The sequence below is a fragment of the Streptomyces sp. NPDC044063 genome (genome assembly GCF_056434285.1).
In genome coordinates, this window is the sequence record NZ_JBWKFM010000013.1 from 98,148 (window position 1) to 114,538 (window position 16,391).

13 protein-coding genes are annotated in these 16,391 nt (G+C 71.8%); 8 read left to right on the forward strand and 5 right to left on the reverse strand.

What is annotated here, in order from left to right; all coding sequences use genetic code 11:
* Positions 1-28 precede the first annotated feature (28 nt).
* Entirely contained in the window at positions 29-1,351 is a 1,323-nt protein-coding gene (locus AC07BS_RS18095; RefSeq protein WP_478933142.1) for an NYN domain-containing protein, read from the reverse strand.
* 251 nt (positions 1,352-1,602) lie between these two features.
* Here AC07BS_RS18095 and AC07BS_RS18100 point away from each other — a divergent pair, with 251 nt between their 5' ends.
* Positions 1,603-1,794, forward strand: coding sequence for a hypothetical protein (locus AC07BS_RS18100; RefSeq protein ID WP_478648767.1), 192 nt, complete (start codon positions 1,603-1,605; stop codon positions 1,792-1,794).
* 95 nt (positions 1,795-1,889) lie between these two features.
* Here the strand turns inward: AC07BS_RS18100 and dnaE are convergent, their stop codons facing one another.
* Positions 1,890-5,435, reverse strand: coding sequence for a DNA polymerase III subunit alpha (gene dnaE, locus AC07BS_RS18105; RefSeq protein ID WP_478648257.1), 3,546 nt, complete (start codon positions 5,433-5,435; stop codon positions 1,890-1,892).
* Between the two features lie 157 nt (positions 5,436-5,592).
* Here dnaE and AC07BS_RS18110 point away from each other — a divergent pair, with 157 nt between their 5' ends.
* The 6 genes from AC07BS_RS18110 to AC07BS_RS18135 all read left to right on the forward strand — a co-directional run bounded on the left by AC07BS_RS18110 (position 5,593) and on the right by AC07BS_RS18135 (position 11,943).
* On the forward strand, positions 5,593-6,927 hold the full coding sequence (locus AC07BS_RS18110; RefSeq protein WP_478648254.1) for a DUF2252 domain-containing protein: 1,335 nt from the start codon (positions 5,593-5,595) through the stop codon (positions 6,925-6,927).
* Between the two features lie 56 nt (positions 6,928-6,983).
* A complete protein-coding gene (locus tag AC07BS_RS18115) occupies positions 6,984-7,634 on the forward strand; it encodes a hypothetical protein (protein WP_478933144.1) in 651 nt (216 codons plus the stop codon).
* Positions 7,635-7,690: 56 nt separating this feature from the next.
* Complete coding sequence (locus AC07BS_RS18120; RefSeq protein ID WP_478648249.1) at positions 7,691-8,533, forward strand: thioredoxin domain-containing protein; 843 nt, start codon at positions 7,691-7,693, stop codon at positions 8,531-8,533.
* Positions 8,534-8,617: 84 nt separating this feature from the next.
* Complete coding sequence (locus AC07BS_RS18125) at positions 8,618-9,271, forward strand: hypothetical protein (RefSeq protein WP_478933146.1); 654 nt, start codon at positions 8,618-8,620, stop codon at positions 9,269-9,271.
* 50 nt (positions 9,272-9,321) lie between these two features.
* Positions 9,322-10,179, forward strand: coding sequence for a thioredoxin domain-containing protein (locus tag AC07BS_RS18130; protein WP_478648243.1), 858 nt, complete (start codon positions 9,322-9,324; stop codon positions 10,177-10,179).
* A gap of 87 nt (positions 10,180-10,266) precedes the next feature.
* Entirely contained in the window at positions 10,267-11,943 is a 1,677-nt protein-coding gene (locus AC07BS_RS18135) for an alkaline phosphatase D family protein (RefSeq protein WP_478648240.1), read from the forward strand.
* Between the two features lie 16 nt (positions 11,944-11,959).
* Here AC07BS_RS18135 and AC07BS_RS18140 read toward each other — a convergent pair whose 3' ends face one another.
* Positions 11,960-12,550, reverse strand: a complete 591-nt coding sequence (locus tag AC07BS_RS18140) for a dienelactone hydrolase family protein (RefSeq protein WP_478648237.1) — start codon at positions 12,548-12,550, stop codon at positions 11,960-11,962.
* A 98-nt stretch (positions 12,551-12,648) separates the two neighbouring features.
* Here AC07BS_RS18140 and AC07BS_RS18145 point away from each other — a divergent pair, with 98 nt between their 5' ends.
* On the forward strand, positions 12,649-13,716 hold the full coding sequence (locus tag AC07BS_RS18145; protein WP_478648234.1) for a mechanosensitive ion channel family protein: 1,068 nt from the start codon (positions 12,649-12,651) through the stop codon (positions 13,714-13,716).
* Between the two features lie 24 nt (positions 13,717-13,740).
* Here the strand turns inward: AC07BS_RS18145 and AC07BS_RS18150 are convergent, their stop codons facing one another.
* Both AC07BS_RS18150 and AC07BS_RS18155 read right to left on the reverse strand, forming a co-directional pair.
* Positions 13,741-15,333: a Na+/H+ antiporter gene (locus AC07BS_RS18150; protein ID WP_478648231.1), complete on the reverse strand. Its 1,593-nt coding sequence runs from the start codon at positions 15,331-15,333 to the stop codon at positions 13,741-13,743.
* An 87-nt stretch (positions 15,334-15,420) separates the two neighbouring features.
* The gene (locus AC07BS_RS18155) at positions 15,421-16,362 is read right to left on the reverse strand and encodes an RluA family pseudouridine synthase (protein ID WP_478648228.1); all 942 of its coding nucleotides are present in this window, start codon (positions 16,360-16,362) and stop codon (positions 15,421-15,423) included.
* Positions 16,363-16,391 lie beyond the last annotated feature (29 nt).

Genomic DNA, 16,391 nt, shown 5'->3' on the forward strand with positions numbered 1-16,391 from the left:
GCTCGCTCCGGGGCACGCTCGCGGCGCCTCAGTCGCCCGCCGGCGCGTGCTCGGCGGCCGTCCTGGTGTCGATCTCGCGCCAGAAGCCGGCGCGGATCGCGTAGCGGTCGTGCTCGTCGATCTGGTCGTCCTTGTGGGCGAGGAGGCCGAAGCGGGCGGCGTAGCGCAGGAGCTCACCGTCGATGCGGTGCGGGATGCGGGGGTACTCGGTGGAGAGGTGCTGGAGGTGGACCGGGTCGGTGAGGCGCTCGGCCCAGCGGCGGGCGAAGACCTGGCCGACCTCGAAGGGGTCGCCGCCGACGGTGGTGATGTCCTCCTCGCGGTCGGCCCAGCGCTGCTCGGCGCTGGTGAGCTGGGCCAGCATCGGCAGGGAGGCCGTTTCGGGAGGCTCCCCCAGGCCGTTGCCGGCGCCGCGTTCGATCCAGCCCCGGTCGGAGGACCAGCGGAGGGTGGCGTTGGGCGTGCCGGCCGCCGAGCCGCCCGCCGGGGCGGCGGAGGAGGCCGCCGTGGGCCGGTCGGGCGCCGGGCCGCGGCCGAGCCCGGCGAGGTCCTTGGGGGTGGGCACGCCGCGCCCGGCGGGCTGCTCCGCCGTCCGCTCGCCGTTCGCGATCGGTGCCGCCGCGGCGGCCGCGGCAGCGGCGGCGGGCCGGGCCGTGCCGTTGCGCCCGTCGGCGGGGCCGGTCTCGGCCGGGCGCCCGGCGGCCGCCGCGGCCGCCGCCGCGGCCGTCTCCGGCAGCGGGGCGGCGAGGATGGCGGCGATCTCGGGCCGGGGCACGGGGGGCGGGGCGCACACGCCGCCGAGCTCCTTGGCCCGTACCGCCCGGGTGATCCAGCTGCGGTCCAGGACGCGCCGTTCGTCGGCCTCGGCGACGAGGTCCTCGGACTGGTTGTAGTCGCCGTCGGCGGCCTGGACGGCCCACAGGTGGACGGCGACGCCGTGCTCCTTGGCGGACATCAGGCCGGGCAGCAGGTCGCCGTCGCCGGTGACCAGCACGATGTCGGAGCAGGCGCGGTTGCGGGCGAGCTCGGTGAGCTCGGCGTGCATGGCGGCGTCGACGCCCTTCTGCGCCCAGCGGCCGTCGCTGCGGGTCAGGGCGCCGAGCCGGACGGTGACGCGGGACATCACGCGCAGCCGCCGGTGCTCGGGCTGGGGGACGCGGTCGGGGGCCCCGTCGAACCAGTAAATGCGCAGCAGCGGCCGCTGGGTGTCGGCCTCGGCGCGTTCGCGCAGCCCTTGGATCAGGGTCGTGTGATCGACGGTGATGCGGGACCGGGCGGGCTCCCCGGCCAGCAGGCTCGCGGCGGCGCCCAGCAAGTACCCGGCGTCCACCAGGACGACGCAGCGGTCCACGTTCCACCCTCTTTTCCCGAGTTTCCCCTGATTTTCCAGAAGTGCGGTCGCCCCCCGGCACTGGCGTGCCCCGGTTCCCTTGGCTTTCCCAGGAGTCTGCCCGACCGCGCGGGGGTTATCAGTCCGAACTGGATCATCGGCGTGGCGGATACGGGCGGCGTCCGATAAGTCCCCGGGTCACCTACGGTTATTGCCCGAAATGCACGTTCGGTCGTCGCGTGCGAGGGTGACCGGGAGGGGGAGTCACCCCGATGCGGAGGCACAGCGGCATGGCGAAGAACAAGAAGCAGGACCGGAGCCAGCAGAAGTCCAGCGCCGCGGAGCGCGGCTCGCAGCAGCCCCAGAAGTCCTCGATCGAGTCCCAGTCGGGGCAGCGGGCCTCCCAGGTCACCCCTGGCGATCTGGCCCGCAAGGGCCGCCAGAAGCGCTTCGGTCACAACTGACCGGCGCTCGGATGCGCTTGAGGGGCGCGCCCGCCGTCCGCGGGTGCGCCCCTCACGCATGATCGTGCCGCCCCGTCACCGGGCGGCGGCCGGGCTCAGCCCGCCAGGCAGGACGGTCCGAGCAGCTGCTTCAGATCGCCGAAGAGCGCCGGATCGGGGGTGACCCGGTGCCGGTCCAGCCGGAGCACCGTCGTCTTCCGCGGCCCCTGGAGCTTGATCCGCACCTCGGTGGAGCCCCGGTGGTGGGTGAGCACCTGACCGAGCCGCTCGACCATCGGCGGGGTGACCTTCACGGTGGGGATGGTGATGATCACGGGGGCGTTGGTGCCCGCGTTGGAGAGGTCGGGGACCATCAGCTCCATCGCCACCAGACGGGGGATGTCCTCGCGCTTGTCGAGGCGGCCCTTGACGAAGACGACGGCGTCCTCGACGAGCTGGGTGGAGACCAGCTGGTAGGTGGCGGGGAAGAACATGCAGTCGATGGAGCCGGCCAGGTCCTCGACGGTGGCGATGGCCCAGGCGTTGCCCTGCTTGGTCATCTTGCGCTGGAGGCCGGAGATGATGCCGCCGATGGTGACGATCGCGCCGTCGGCGTGCTCACCACCGGTGAGCTGGGAGATCGCGGCGTCGGCCTTGTCGTTCAGCACGTGCTCGATGCCGAACAGCGGGTGGTCGGAGACGTAGAGGCCGAGCATCTCGCGCTCCTGCGCGAGCAGGTAGGACTTCTCCCACTCGACGTCGGAGAACTCCACGTCCAGGCCGAAGCCGGGGCCGTCGTCGGCGGAGTCGTCGCCCATGCCGCCGAAGAGGTCGAACTGGCCCTCGGCCTCCTTGCGCTTGACCTGGACGACGTTGTCGATCATCGGTTCGTAGTGCGCGGTGAGGCCCTTGCGGGTGTGCCCCATGGTGTCGAAGGCGCCGGCCTTGATCAGCGATTCGACGGTGCGCTTGTTGCAGACGACGGCCTCGACCTTGTCGAGGAAGTCGGGGAAGGAGCTGTACTTCCCCTTGGCCTTGCGGCAGCGGATGATCGAGTCGACCACGTTCTGCCCGACGTTGCGGACGGCGGTGAGGCCGAAGAGGATCACGTCGTCGCCCTGGGCGGCGAAGTTGGCCTCGGACTCGTTGACGTTCGGCGGGAGCACCTTGATGCCCATGCGCCGGCACTCGTTCAGGTACGTCGCCGACTTGTCCTTGTCGTCCTTGACCGAGGTCAGCAGGGCGGCCATGTACTCGGCGGGGTGGTTGGCCTTGAGGTAGGCCGTCCAGTACGAGACGAGGCCGTACGCGGCGGAGTGGGCCTTGTTGAAGGCGTAGCCGGCGAAGGGGACCAGGACGTCCCACAGGGCCTGGATGGCCTCGTCCTTGTAGCCGTTCTTCCGGGCGCCCTCCTGGAAGATCGTGAAGTTCTTCGCCAGCTCCTCGGGCTTCTTCTTGCCCATGACGCGGCGGAGGATGTCGGCCTCGCCGAGCGAGTACCCGGCGATGATCTGGGCGGCCTTCTGCACCTGCTCCTGGTAGACGATCAGACCGTAGGTGACGGCCAGGACCTCTTCGAGGGGCTTCTCCAGATCCGGGTGGATCGGGGTGATCTCCTGCTGCTTGTTCTTGCGCAGCGCGTAGTTCGTGTGCGAGTTCATGCCCATCGGGCCCGGCCGGTACAGGGCGGACACGGCGGAGATGTCTTCGAAGTTGTCGGGCTTCATCAGCCGCAGCAGGGACCGCATGGGCCCGCCGTCGAACTGGAAGACGCCGAGGGTGTCACCGCGCTGGAGCAGATCGAAGGTCGTGGGGTCGTCGAGCGGGAGGGCCAGGAGGTCGATGTCGATCCCCTTGTTGGCCTTCACCATCTTGACGGCGTCGTCCATGATCGTGAGGTTGCGCAGGCCGAGGAAGTCCATCTTCAGCAGGCCGAGCGACTCACAGCTCGGGTAGTCCCACTGGGTGATGGTGACGCCGTCGGAGTGCCGGACCCAGACCGGGACGTGGTCGGTGATCGTCTCGCTGGACATGATCACGCCGGCGGCGTGCACGCCCATCTGGCGGACCAGGCCCTCGACGCCGCGCGCGGTGTCGATGACCTTCTTGACGTCCGGCTCGTTCTCGTACATCCCGCGGACCTCGCCGGCCTCGCTGTAGCGCGGGTGCTGGGGGTCGAGGATGCCGGAGAGCGGGATGCCCTTGCCGAGGACGTCGGCGGGCATGGCCTTGGTGATGCGGTCGCCCATCGCGTACGGGTAGCCCAGGACGCGGGCCGAGTCCTTGATGGCGTTCTTGGCCTTGATGGTGCCGTAGGTGCCGATCATGGCGACCTTGTCGGCGCCGTATTTCTCGGTGACGTACCGGATCACCTCGGCGCGCCGGCGCTCGTCGAAGTCGATGTCGACATCGGGCATGGAGATGCGCTCGGGGTTGAGGAACCGCTCGAAGATCAGGCCGTGCGGGATCGGGTCGAGGTCGGTGATGCCGAGGGCGTACGCGACGATCGAGCCGGCCGCGGAGCCTCGGCCGGGGCCCACCGCGATGCCCTGGCTCTTGGCCCACATGATGAAGTCGGCGACCACGAGGAAGTAGCCCGGGAAGCCCATCGAGATGATCGTGTCCATCTCGTACTCGACCTGCGTCATGCGGTCCTCGGGGATGCCGCCGGGGAAGCGGCGGTGCATCCCGCGCATGGTCTCCTCGCGGAACCAGGTGACCTCGGTGTAGCCGTCGGGGATGTCGAACCTGGGCATCAGGTTCCGGAACTGGAACATGCCCTCGGTGTCGATCTGGTCCGCGACCAGCCGGGTGTTGGCGCAGCCCTGCTGCCAGGCGTCCGAGGAGTCGATGGCGTACATCTCGTCCGTGGACTTCAGGTAGTAGCCCGAGCCGTCGAAGCGGAAGCGGTCCGGGTCGGAGAGGTTCTTGCCGGTCTGGATGCACAGCAGGGCGTCGTGGGCGGTCGCCTCGTGCGCGTACGTGTAGTGCGAGTCGTTGGTGACCAGGGGCGGGATGCCGAGCTTCCTGCCGATCTCCAGGAGGCCGTCGCGGACCCGGTGCTCGATCTCGATGCCGTGGTCCATCAGCTCCAGGAAGTACCGGTCCTTGCCGAAGATGTCCTGGTACTCGGCGGCGGCCTTCAGGGCCTCGTCGAACTGGCCGAGGCGCAGCCGGGTCTGGAGCTCGCCGGAGGGGCAGCCGGTGGAGGCGATCAGCCCCTCGGACCACTGGCTGAGGGTCTCCTTGTCCATCCGGGGCCACTTGGTGAGCCAGCCCTCCTTGTAGGCGTCGGAGGACAGCCGGAAGAGATTGTGGAGGCCGGTGGCGTTGGCCGCCCAGATGGTCTTGTGGGTGTAACCACCGGAACCGGAGACGTCGTCCCGCTTCTGGTGCGGCTGGCCCCACTGGATCCTGCGCTTGTTGCGCCGGGACTCGGGGGCGACATAGGCCTCGATGCCGATGATCGGGGTGATCCCGGCCTTCTGGGCGGTATGGAAGAAGTCGTACGCGCCGTGCAGGTTGCCGTGGTCGGACATGGCAATGTGTGTCATGCCCATCTCATTGCAGGCACTGAACATGTCCTTGAGCCGCGCGGCACCGTCCAGCAGGGAGTACTGCGTGTGGACGTGCAGGTGTGTGAAGGGCGGCTTCTTGGCCACGGTGGGAGACCTCCGGCGGGAGCGGGCAGCGGTGCGGACGGGACTGTTTCGAGGTTACCGGCCCCCACCGACACCCATGGGCACGCGCCGGTACCCTCACGCGTTGAGCACGACAGCACACCCGTTCGTTCCATGCCCCACCCAGGAGGACCCCCCGATGGCGACCGAGCACGACCGGGCCGCGCAGCGCGGCGAGGAGATCCTCGCCGTATTCGACACCGCCTTCGGTGAGCTGCTCGCGGCCGACCCGGCCGCCTTCCGGGTCAAGTTCCGGAAGATGGCGGCCTCCGCCTTCGCCTTCTACCGCGGCACGGCCTGCCTCTTCTACCGGGACCTGGCCGCGGAGGCCCCCGAGGGCGCCGCCGGGGAGTACCTGGACGAGCGGACCGGCCGGGTGTGGATCCACGGCGATCTCCACGCCGAGAACTTCGGCACCTACATGGACGCCAACGGCCGTCTGATCTTCAACGTCAACGACTTCGACGAGGCCTACGTCGGCCCCTTCACCTGGGACCTCAAGCGCTTCGCCGCCTCCGTCGCCCTGCTCGGCCACGCCAAGGCGCTCAGCGACGAGAAGATCACCGAGCTGGTGCGGATCTACGCCGCCGGCTACCGCGAGCGGATCCACGCCCTTGCCGCCGGTGCCGCGCACGACGACCTGCCGCCCTTCACCCTCGACACCGCCGACGGCCCGCTGCTCGGCGCCCTGCGCGAGGCGCGCTCCATGACGCGCTTCGGGCTGCTCGCCTCGATGACGGAGATCCGCGAGCACGACCGCCGCTTCACGGCCGACGCCGGCGCGATCGAGCTGGACGCCGCCACCCGGTACAAGGTCCTCGCCGCCTTCGACGGCTACCTGGAGACCCTCCCCGACTCCAGCCTGGCCCGTCCCGACTCCTACCGGGTCAAGGACGTCGTCGGCCGCCGCGGCATCGGCATCGGTAGCGCCGGGCTGCCCTCGTACAACATCCTGCTGGAGGGCAACAGCGACGCCCTGGAGAACGACGTCGTGATCTACATGAAGCAGGCACAGACCCCGGCGGTCTCCCGGCACGTCACCGACCGGGCCGTGCGCGACTACTTCCAGCACGAGGGCCACCGCACGGTGATCTCCCAGCGGGCCCTGCAGGCCCACGCCGACCCGTGGCTGGGCTGGACCGAGCTCAACGGCGCCGGCCAGCTGGTCGCCGAGGTCTCGCCCTACGCCGTGGACCTGGACTGGTCGGACATCGACGACCCGGACGAGATCGCCGCCGTCGTCGCCGACCTGGGCCGCGCCACCGCCACCATGCACGCCGCCGCCGACGACCAGAGCGGCCACTCGCTGGTGCCGTTCTCCACCGAGCGCGCCATCGACGCCGTGATCGCCGCCGACGAGGAGGGCTTCCCGGAGCTCCTGGTGGACTTCGCCCACACCTACGGCGCCCGGGCCCGCGCGGACCACCAGATCTTCGTGGACCTCTTCCGCAACGGCCGCATCCCGGGGCTCTGACCCCGGGGGCGCCGATCCCGGGCGCCAGGGGCCTTAGCCGGGGTTTACCCCGCGGCATGACAGACTCGTATCCCATGGACATATCGGCGGCACGGCTGCGGGCACTGCGCGCGGCGCTGTTCACAGCGCTGTGCGTGCTGCTGTCCGCGGCCTCGCACGTGCTGCTGTCCGGCCGCCCGCTGCCCCTGCCGGCCGTCGCCGGGGCCGGGACCGCCGTCTTCGCGCTCGCCTACGCCCTCGCCGGCCGCGAGCGCGGCTACGGGCGCATCGCCGCCCTGCTCGTCCCGCTCCAGCTGGCCGTCGGCGCGCTCCTGGCCGCCGGCCAGGACACCTGCTACGGCCGGCCAGGGCACCCCGCTCCCGGCGGGGCCCTGACCTGGCTGTGCAGCGGCAGCATGGGCACCCCGCTGACCCACTGGGCGGCCCCGGGGGCCGCCCCCTGGCTGCTCCTCGCCGGGCACGTCGCCCTCGGCCTGCTGGCCGCCGCCTGGCTGCGGCGCGGCGAGGCCGCCCTGGGCCGGCTGCTGCGCGCCGCGGCGGCCGCCGCCTTCCGGCCGCTGCGCCTGGCCGCCGCGGTCCTCGGCGCGTACGCCCCCGGCCCGGCCGCGCGCGTCCGGCCCGCCCTGGTCCGTACCGTCCCGGCGCCGCCCCTGCTCGTCCACTCCGTCGTACGCCGCGGTCCCCCGCCGGTGCCGGTCCTCGTCTGAGGGCCCCCGCGCGAGAACGGTCACCGCACGTACGAGCACCACGGAGAAGCATCACCATGAGCAAGCGCAACAACTGGGAGAACAAGCAGAGCGCCCGCGAGCGGCTGCGCGCCGAGCGCGAGCAGCAGGCCAAGCGGGACAAGACCCGCCGCCAGCTGATCGTCGGCGGCGCCATCGTCGGCGTGCTCGCGATAGCCGGCGGCATCGGCTACGCCGCCACCCAGCTGGGCGGCGCCAGCTCCAAGAGCACCAACGCCGCCTGGAAGGCCGCCGCCGACCAGACCCTGGTCAAGCCGGCCAACACCGGCGGCGACAAGGGCACCGAGATCGTCATCGGCAAGAAGGACGCCAAGCACACCCTCGACATCTTCCAGGACATGCGCTGCCCGATCTGCTCGGTGTTCGAGCAGAACGTCGGGGACACGATCGACAAGGACGTCAAGGACGGCAAGTACAAGGTCTCGTACCACGTCGGCACCTTCCTCGACCGCAACCCCGCCATCGCCGGCACCGGCTCGAAGAACGCCCTCAGCGCGCTGGGCGCCGCGCTGAACGTCAGCCCCGAGGCCTTCAGCGCGTACAACAAGGCGCTCTACGCCAAGGCGAACCACCCCGAGGAGACCAAGGACGACTTCAAGGACGACGCCGTCCTGCTGAAGATCGCCCAGCAGGTGCCCGCCCTCAAGGGCAACGCCGCCTTCGAGAAGGACCTCAAGGACGGCACCTTCGACAAGTGGGCGCTGGAGGTCTCGGACTCCTTCGACAAGGTCAAGGACGTCACGGGCACCCCGACCCTCAAGCTCGACGGCAAGAAGGTCACCTACGAGAGCGAGCAGGGCAAGGGCGTCCCGATGACCGCCGAGCAGTTCCGCTCGACCGTCGACGCCGAGCTGAAGTAGCCCCGCGGGGGCCGGTCCCACCGGCCCCCACCGATGCCGAATCTTGACCAGACACCCGGCGGGGCCCGTGGCACACTCGGCGTCATGGTGGGGACGGGAGTTCGGTTCAGGGCGGTACGCGCCGCGCTGTTCACGGCGTTGTGCGTCACCCTCTCGGCGACCTCCCACGTCCTGCTCTCCCACGCCCCGCTGCCCGCTGCCACGGTCGCGGGCCTGTCCGCGGCGTTCTTCGCGCTCGCCTACGCGCTGGCCGGCCGCGAGCGCGGCTACGGCGCGATAGCCGCGCTGCTGGTCCCGCTGGAACTGGCGGCGGACACCGTCTTCACCACCGGCCAGCACGCCTGTTACGGACAGGCGGGCGGCCCGGTGGCCGGTCCGCTGCACTCGATGGGCGTCGATCTGGTCTGCCGCGGCGGCCAGTTCGGCACCCCGCTGACGGCGGGCCACGCCGCCGGCTCCGCCACCCCCTGGCTGCTGCTCGCCGCGCACATCGCGGTCGGGCTGCTGGCCGCCGCCTGGCTGCGGCGCGGTGAGGTGGCGCTGGCCCGGCTGGTGCGCGCGGTGGCCACCCTCGCCTTCCGGCCGCTGCCGCCGGCCGCCCCCGCCGCGATGGGCCCGTACGCCCCCGCCGGCGCCCGCCCGCGCCCCGTCCGCGACACCCTGGCCACCCGCGCCCTGCCCCTCCTCGTGCACTCCGTCGTACGGCGGGGACCTCCGCCGCGCCCGGCATCCGCCTGAGCGCGGCGCCACCCGGTCCCCACCACCCGTACGCCCACGGAGGCAACGTCATGAGCAACCGCAACACCCCGCAGAACAAGGCGGCCGCCCGCGAGCGGCTGCGCGCCGAGCGCGAGCGCCAGGCGAAGAAGGACAAGACCCGCCGGCAGGTCCTCGTCGGCGTGGGCGTCGTCGCGGTCCTGGCGGTCGCGGCCGGCATCGGCGTGGTCGTCACCAAGGCCACCGACGGCGGCGAGAACACCAAGGTGACCAGCGAGGACTGGGTCGCCGCCGCCAAGAAGAACGAGTTCAAGGCGCCCGCCAACACGACCGGCGAGAAGGGCACCACGGTCGTCGTCGGCAAGCAGGACGCGAAGAACACCCTGGAGGTCTTCGAGGACATGCGCTGCCCGATCTGCTCCGGATTCGAGCAGAACGTGGGGGACGTCGTCACCAAGGACATCAAGGACGGCAAGTACAAGGCGCAGTTCCGGATCGGTACGTTCCTGGACCGCAACCCGATGATCAAGGGCTCGGGTTCGAAGAACGCCCTCAGCGCCCTCGGCGCGGCGCTGAACGTCGGCCCGGACGCCTTCCTGGAGTACAAGAAGGCCCTGTTCGCGCAGAAGAACCACCCCGACGAGCGGGACGACGCCTTCTCCGACGACGCCAAGCTGCTGGAGATCGCGAAGGAGGTCCCGGCGCTCAAGGGCAACGCCGCCTTCGAGAAGGACGTCAAGGACGGCACCTTCGACAAGTGGGCGCTGGCGGTGTCCGACTCCTTCGACACGTTCGTCGGCCCGGACAAGGAGATCAAGGGCACCCCCGGGCTGAAGCTCAACGGCAAGGTGCTGGGCGACGAACGCGGCCAGGCCCCCCAGGGGGCGGATATGTTCCGGACCCTGGTGGACCAGAACCTGAAGAAGTAACGGCCGGCGAAGGGTGGGCGAACTCTTGGAACAACCGCCCACCCACGGCTTACCAGTGGTTACTACCGGGCAGTAAAGTGACGGCCCGTGACATCCCACGACATATCACGGCGTAGCGCCGTCACGGCCGTCGCCGCCACCGCGACCGCCACCCTGCTGCCCTCGGCGACCGCCCGGGCGGCCTCCTCCGACACGGACCTCCCCGCGGGCTCCCCCGCCACCGGAGCCACCGCCTCCGCCACCGTCTTCGCGCACGGCGTGGCCTCCGGCGACCCACTGCCCGACGGCGTCCTGCTGTGGACCCGCGTCACCCCCGCGCCCGACGCCGTCCCCGGCTCCGGCCGCGGGCCCGCCACCGAGGTCAGCTGGCAGGTCGCCGAGGACGAGCACTTCACGCGCGTCGTCGCGCACGGCACGGTCACCGCGACGGCCGCCACCGACCACACCGTCAAGGCGGACGTGCGCGGCCTGCGCCCGGCCACCGGCTACTTCTACCGCTTCGGCCGCGGTGACACCTACTCCCCCGTCGCCCGCACCCGCACGGCCCCCGCCCGCGACGCGGCCGTCCCCGGCCTGCGCTTCGGCGTGGTGTCCTGCGCCAACTGGGAGTCCGGCCACTTCTCGGCGTACCGCCACCTCGCCGCCCGCCGCGACCTGGACGCCGTCCTCCACCTCGGCGACTACATCTACGAGTACGCGACCGGGGTGTACCCGCCCGCGAAGGAGGTCGTCCGGCCGCACGCGCCCACCCACGAGATCGTCACCCTCGCCGACTACCGCGTCCGGCACGGCCGTTACAAGACCGACCCCGATCTCCAGGCGCTCCACCACACCCACCCGGTGGTGGCCATCTGGGACGACCACGAGTTCGCCAACGACGCCTGGACCGGCGGCGCGGAGAACCACACCCCGGGCACCGAGGGCGACTGGGCCGACCGCGTGGCGGCCGCCAAGAAGGCCTACTTCGAGTGGATGCCCGTCCGGCCGTCCATCGAGGGCACCACCTACCGGCGGCTGCGCTTCGGCAGACTCGCCGACCTCCACCTGCTGGACCTGCGGTCCTTCCGTTCCCAGCAGGTCAAGGCCGGCAGCGGCAAGGCCGACGACCCCGACCGCACCATCACCGGGCGCGCGCAGCTGGACTGGCTCAAGGAGGGGCTGGCGTCCTCGGACACGAGCTGGCGCCTGGTCGGCAACCCGGTGATGATCTCGCCGGTCGCCTTCGGCGCCCTGCCCGCGCACCTGCTGGAGCCGCTGACCCGGCTGCTGGGGCTGCCCTCGGGCGGCGTCCCCATCAACGCCGACCAGTGGGACGGCTACACCGACGACCGGCGGGAGCTCATCGCCCACCTCACCGGCAAGGGCATCACCAACACCGTCTTCCTGACCGGCGACATCCACATGGCCTGGGCCAACGACGTGCCGGAGCGGGCCGCCACCTACCCGCTGTCCTCGTCGGCCGCCACCGAGTTCGTGGTGACCTCCGTGTCCTCGGACAACCTCGACGACCTCCTCCACGTGGCACCCCACACGGTGTCCGTCGCCGCGGCCGGCGCCCTCAGGGCCGCCAACCGGCACGTGAAGTGGCTCGACATGGACGGCCACGGCTACGGCGTGCTCGACGTGACCGCCGAGCGGACGCAGATGGATTACTACATCCTCTCCGACAAGGCCGACCCCGGGGCCACGGCCTCCTGGACCCGCTCGTACCGGACCCGCTCCGGGACCCAGCGGGTGGAGCGGGTGGACGCGCCGGTGCGCTGAGGCCCTAGGACAGGCCCTAGCGGGCCGCGACCTCCTCCAGGAAGGCGAGCGCCACCCGCCACGCCGCCTCGGCCGCCTCCTCGTCGTAGTCCTCCAGCTCCGGGTCCGTGAAGAGGTGACCGGCGCCGGGGTAGCGGTGGATCTCCACATCGGCCCCGGCCCGGCCCATCCGCAGGTACCAGGCGTTGAGCCAGTCGTGCGGCTCGAACGGGTCGGGGTCGGCGACGTGCAGCTGCACCGGCAGCTCGTCCACGGCCGCGTCGTCGGCCAGGTCGGAGGTGCCGTGGAGGAGCAGCAGGCCGCGCGCCTTCTCGTCGTTCAGCGCCAGGTTCTGCGCGATCGAGCCGCCGAGCGAGAAGCCGGCGTAGACGATGCCCCGCTCGGACAGGGGCGCGGCGGCGGTCACGGCCCGCCGCAGCAGCTCCTCACGGCCGATCTCGTCCTTGATGGCCATGCCCTCCTCGACGGTGTCGGCCGTGCGCCCGTCGTAGAGGTCGGGCACGTGCACCTCGTACCCGGCGGCACGCAGGCGGTCGGCGGCGGCCCGGACCGCGGGCCGCGGCCCGTAGGCCGAATGGAACAGGACGATCGTGGTAGGGGACGCCACTGGAGGTCACTTCCTTACAGGTGGGGGCACCCGCCGGCGTGAGCCGGGGGAGCGTGCTCCCATCGTGCCAGCTACGTTCGAAGGGAGCGGAGGTGCCCATGGAGCACGTACTGCGTCCCCTCGCGGTCGTCGGCGCCGCGGTGCTCGTCACCCTGCTGGCCGGCTGGGCCGCGGACCAGGTGCTGCGCCGGATCGGGGCCCGTCATCCGGAGACGCCGCTGTGGGGGCTGCTGGGCCGCTGCCGGGTGCCGGTGCGGCTGGTGCTGTGCGCGGCGCTGCTGCGGGCGGGTTACGGCTCGGCGGAGCTGTCCCCCGACCACGAGGCCGTGGTGGGCGAGGTGCTGACGCTGGTCCTCATCGGGGCCTGCGCCTGGCTCGCCGTCCGGGTGGCGACGGCGGTGGTCGAGGCCACCTACGCGCGCTACGCCGCCGGCGCCCAGGACCCGGCGCGGGTCCGGCGGGTGCGCACCCAGGTCACGCTCATCCAGCGGGTGGTGGCGGCGGCGGTGTCCGTGCTGGCGATCGCGGCCATGCTGCTGACGTTCCCGGCGATGCGCGCGGCGGGGGCCTCCCTGCTGGCCTCGGCGGGCGTCATCGGCATCGTGGCCGGCATCGCCGCCCAGTCGACGCTGGGCAACCTCTTCGCGGGGCTCCAGATCGCCTTCGGCGACATGGTGCGCATCGGCGACACCGTCGTCGTGAACGGGGAGTGGGGCGCCGTCGAGGAGATCACGCTCACCTATCTGGTGGTCCGCACCTGGGACGAGCGGCGGATCACCATGCCGGTGTCGTACTTCACCGGCCGGCCGTTCGAGAACTGGTCGCGGGGCGACCCCCGGATGACGGGCACGGTCCACTTCCATCTGGACCACGCCGTCCCCGTCGACCTGATGCGCGAGCGCCTCCACGCCGTGCTCACGGCCTCCCTCGAATGGGACGCGCGGGCCTGGAACCTGGTGGTCACCGACACCACCCCGACCACGGTGCAGATCCGGGCGCTGATGACGGCCCGCAACGCCGACGACCTGTGGTCCCTGCGCTGCCTGGTGCGCGAGGAGCTGATCGACTGGCTGCGCCGCGAGCACCCCTACGCGCTGCCGCGGATCGCCACGGCGGCGGCGCCCGGGGCCGAGCGGGAGCCGAAGGACGAGGAGGGGAGGGTGTAGAGGTGCGGGGTCCGCGGGCGGCCGTCAGATCCCGCGCAGGGTGCGTTCGTCCAGGTGCCGCAGCACCCGGTCGACCACCTCGGGGTCCATCCCGGACTCGCTGCGGGCCGCCAGCACCTCGCGGCGCGCGGCCGACAGCAGCTCGCCCTGGACCCGCTGGATCGTTCGCAGCCGCTCCACGCGCTGCGTCTGCGCCTCGCGGCGCTCCTCGTCGACCATCTCGGGGCTGATCCGCGCCGCCATGTCGTACGCGCGCCGGCCCAGCATCTCCATCATGTCCTCGGGCAGGTCCTCCTGCTCCACGATCTCCCACAGCCGGTGCTTGGCCGCCCTGGCCGCGCGGACGGCCAGCTCCCGCTCCAGCTCCCGGGTCACGTCGGAGTCGCCGCGCACCTTGAGCAGCGCCACCAGCCGGGGCAGCGTCAGGCCCTGGACGACGAGGGTGGAGACGATGACGGCGAAGGCGATGAAGAGGATCTCGTCACGGGCCGGGAAGCGGGTCCTGTCCTCCGTGGTCAGCGGGATGGCCAGGGCGAGCGCCACGGAGGCCACGCCGCGCATGCCGGACCACCACATCACCACCGTCTCGCGCCAGCTCACCAGGATCTCCTCGTCGACGTCCCGGCGCGTGTGGAGCCTCTTGGCCAGCCAGGCGGCGGGCAGCAGCCACAGCAGCCGGACGCCCACCACGACCGCGACGATCACCGCGCCGATGCCCAGCATCTCGCCCCAGCGGCCGCTCGCGGTGGCGATGGCGTTGTGCAGCTCCAGGCCGACGAGCCCGAAGGCGACGCCGGTGACGAGGGTGTCGATGATCTCCCAGAAGGTGTGCTGCGCGAGCCGGCCGAGGACGTCGTCGGCGTCGGTCGCGTACTCCGCGAGGAAGAGGGCGGTGGTCAGCACGGCGAGCACCCCGGAGCCCTTGAACTCCTCGGCGAGGACGTAGGCGACGAACGGCACCAGCAGGGTGAGCCCGATCTGGAGGGTCGCGTCGCCGAGGATCTCCATCAGCCGTTTGGCGATCCAGCCCAGCGCCAGACCCATCGCCAGGGCCACCACGGCGGAGAGCACCAGCTCGGCCGCGGCACTCGGCAGGGAGAAGCTGCCGCTGACGGCGGCGGCGATCGCCACGTGGTAGAGCACGATGGCGGTGACGTCGTTGAAGAGCCCCTCGCCCTCCAGGATGGAGACGAGCCGGCGGGGCAGCCCCACGGAGCCCGCGACGGCGGTGGCGGCGATCGGGTCGGGCGGGGCCACCAGGGCGCCCAGCGCCACGGCGGCGGGCAGCGAGATGCCGGGCACGATGGCATCGGCGACGACCGCGACGGCCGCGGTCGTGACGAACACGAGCGCGACGGCCAGCAGGAAGATCGGCCGGCGGTTGGCGGCGAACTGCCGCCAGGAGGTCCGCTGGGCGGAGGCGTAGAGCAGGGGCGGCAGCACCAGCGGGAGGATGTACTCCGGCGGGATGTCCACGTTGGGCACGAAGGGCAGCAGCGCGAGGACGATCCCGCTCAGCGTCATCAGCACCGGCGGCGGCAGCCCCAGCCGGTCCCCCAGCGGCACGGTGACCAGCGCCCCGAAGAGCAGGACGAAGAGCAGCGCGAGCTGGTCCACGGTTGCCCTCCGAGCGGGCCGGGGCGGTCGGGCGGACCTCCAGCCTGCCCTAACCGTCCCCCGCCCGCCTCACGGGCATCACCCGTCTCAGGAGCTCTCGGCGCGCACCCGGTCGAGGGCGAACTGCAGGTCGTCGGGGTAGGCGCTCTCGAACTCCACCCAGCGGCCGTCCGAGGGGTGCTCGAAGCCCAGCCGGACGGCGTGCAGCCACTGGCGGGTGAGCTTGAGGCGCTTGGCCAGGGTGGGGTCGGCGCCGTAGGTGAGGTCGCCGACGCACGGGTGGCGGTGGGCGGACATGTGCACGCGGATCTGGTGGGTGCGGCCCGTCTCCAGCTTGATGTCCAGGAGGCTGGCGGCCCGGAACGCCTCGATGAGGTCGTAGTGGGTGACGGAGGGCTTGCCCTCGGCGGTGACGGCCCACTTGTAGTCGTGGTTGGGGTGACGGCCGATGGGGGCGTCGATGGTGCCGCTCATCGGGTCCGGGTGGCCCTGGACCAGCGCGTGGTAGCGCTTGTCGACCGTGCGCTCGCGGAACTGCTGCTTGAGCAGGGTGTAGGCGCGCTCGGACTTGGCGACGACCATCAGGCCGGAGGTGCCGACGTCCAGACGGTGCACGATGCCCTGGCGCTCGGCGGCGCCGGAGGTGGAGATGCGGTAGCCGGCCGCGGCCAGCCCGCCGATCACCGTGGGGCCCGTCCAGCCGGGGCTGGGGTGGGCGGCCACGCCGACGGGCTTGACGATCACGACGATGTCGTCGTCGTCGTGGACGATCTCCATGCCCTCGACCGGCTCGGCGACGATCTGCACCGGCGCGGGCGGCGCGGGCATCTCGACCTCCAGCCAGGCGCCACCGGTGACCCGGTCGGACTTCCCGGCCTCGGCCCCGTCGAGCTGGACCTTGCCCGCTGCCGCGAGCTCGGCGGCCTTGGTGCGGGAAAAGCCGAACATACGGGCGATCGCGGCGTCGACGCGCTCGCCCTCCAGGCCGTCGGGAACGGGAAGGGCGCGGATCTCGGGAATCGTGCTCACCCGTCGAGTATGACGGACGAGCGCGACAC

Excerpts from the sequence above, each read along its gene's own strand:
- AC07BS_RS18115 (WP_478933144.1), top strand. The coding sequence starts at position 6,984 with ATGACAGACTCGTATCCCATGGACATATCGGCGGCACGGCTGCGGGCA.
- AC07BS_RS18125 (WP_478933146.1), top strand. The coding sequence starts at position 8,618 with ATGGTGGGGACGGGAGTTCGGTTCAGGGCGGTACGCGCCGCGCTGTTC.
- AC07BS_RS18110 (WP_478648254.1), top strand. The coding sequence starts at position 5,593 with ATGGCGACCGAGCACGACCGGGCCGCGCAGCGCGGCGAGGAGATCCTC.
- AC07BS_RS18120 (WP_478648249.1), top strand. The coding sequence starts at position 7,691 with ATGAGCAAGCGCAACAACTGGGAGAACAAGCAGAGCGCCCGCGAGCGG.
- AC07BS_RS18100 (WP_478648767.1), top strand. The coding sequence starts at position 1,603 with ATGCGGAGGCACAGCGGCATGGCGAAGAACAAGAAGCAGGACCGGAGC.
- AC07BS_RS18130 (WP_478648243.1), top strand. The coding sequence starts at position 9,322 with ATGAGCAACCGCAACACCCCGCAGAACAAGGCGGCCGCCCGCGAGCGG.
- AC07BS_RS18145 (WP_478648234.1), top strand. The coding sequence starts at position 12,649 with ATGGAGCACGTACTGCGTCCCCTCGCGGTCGTCGGCGCCGCGGTGCTC.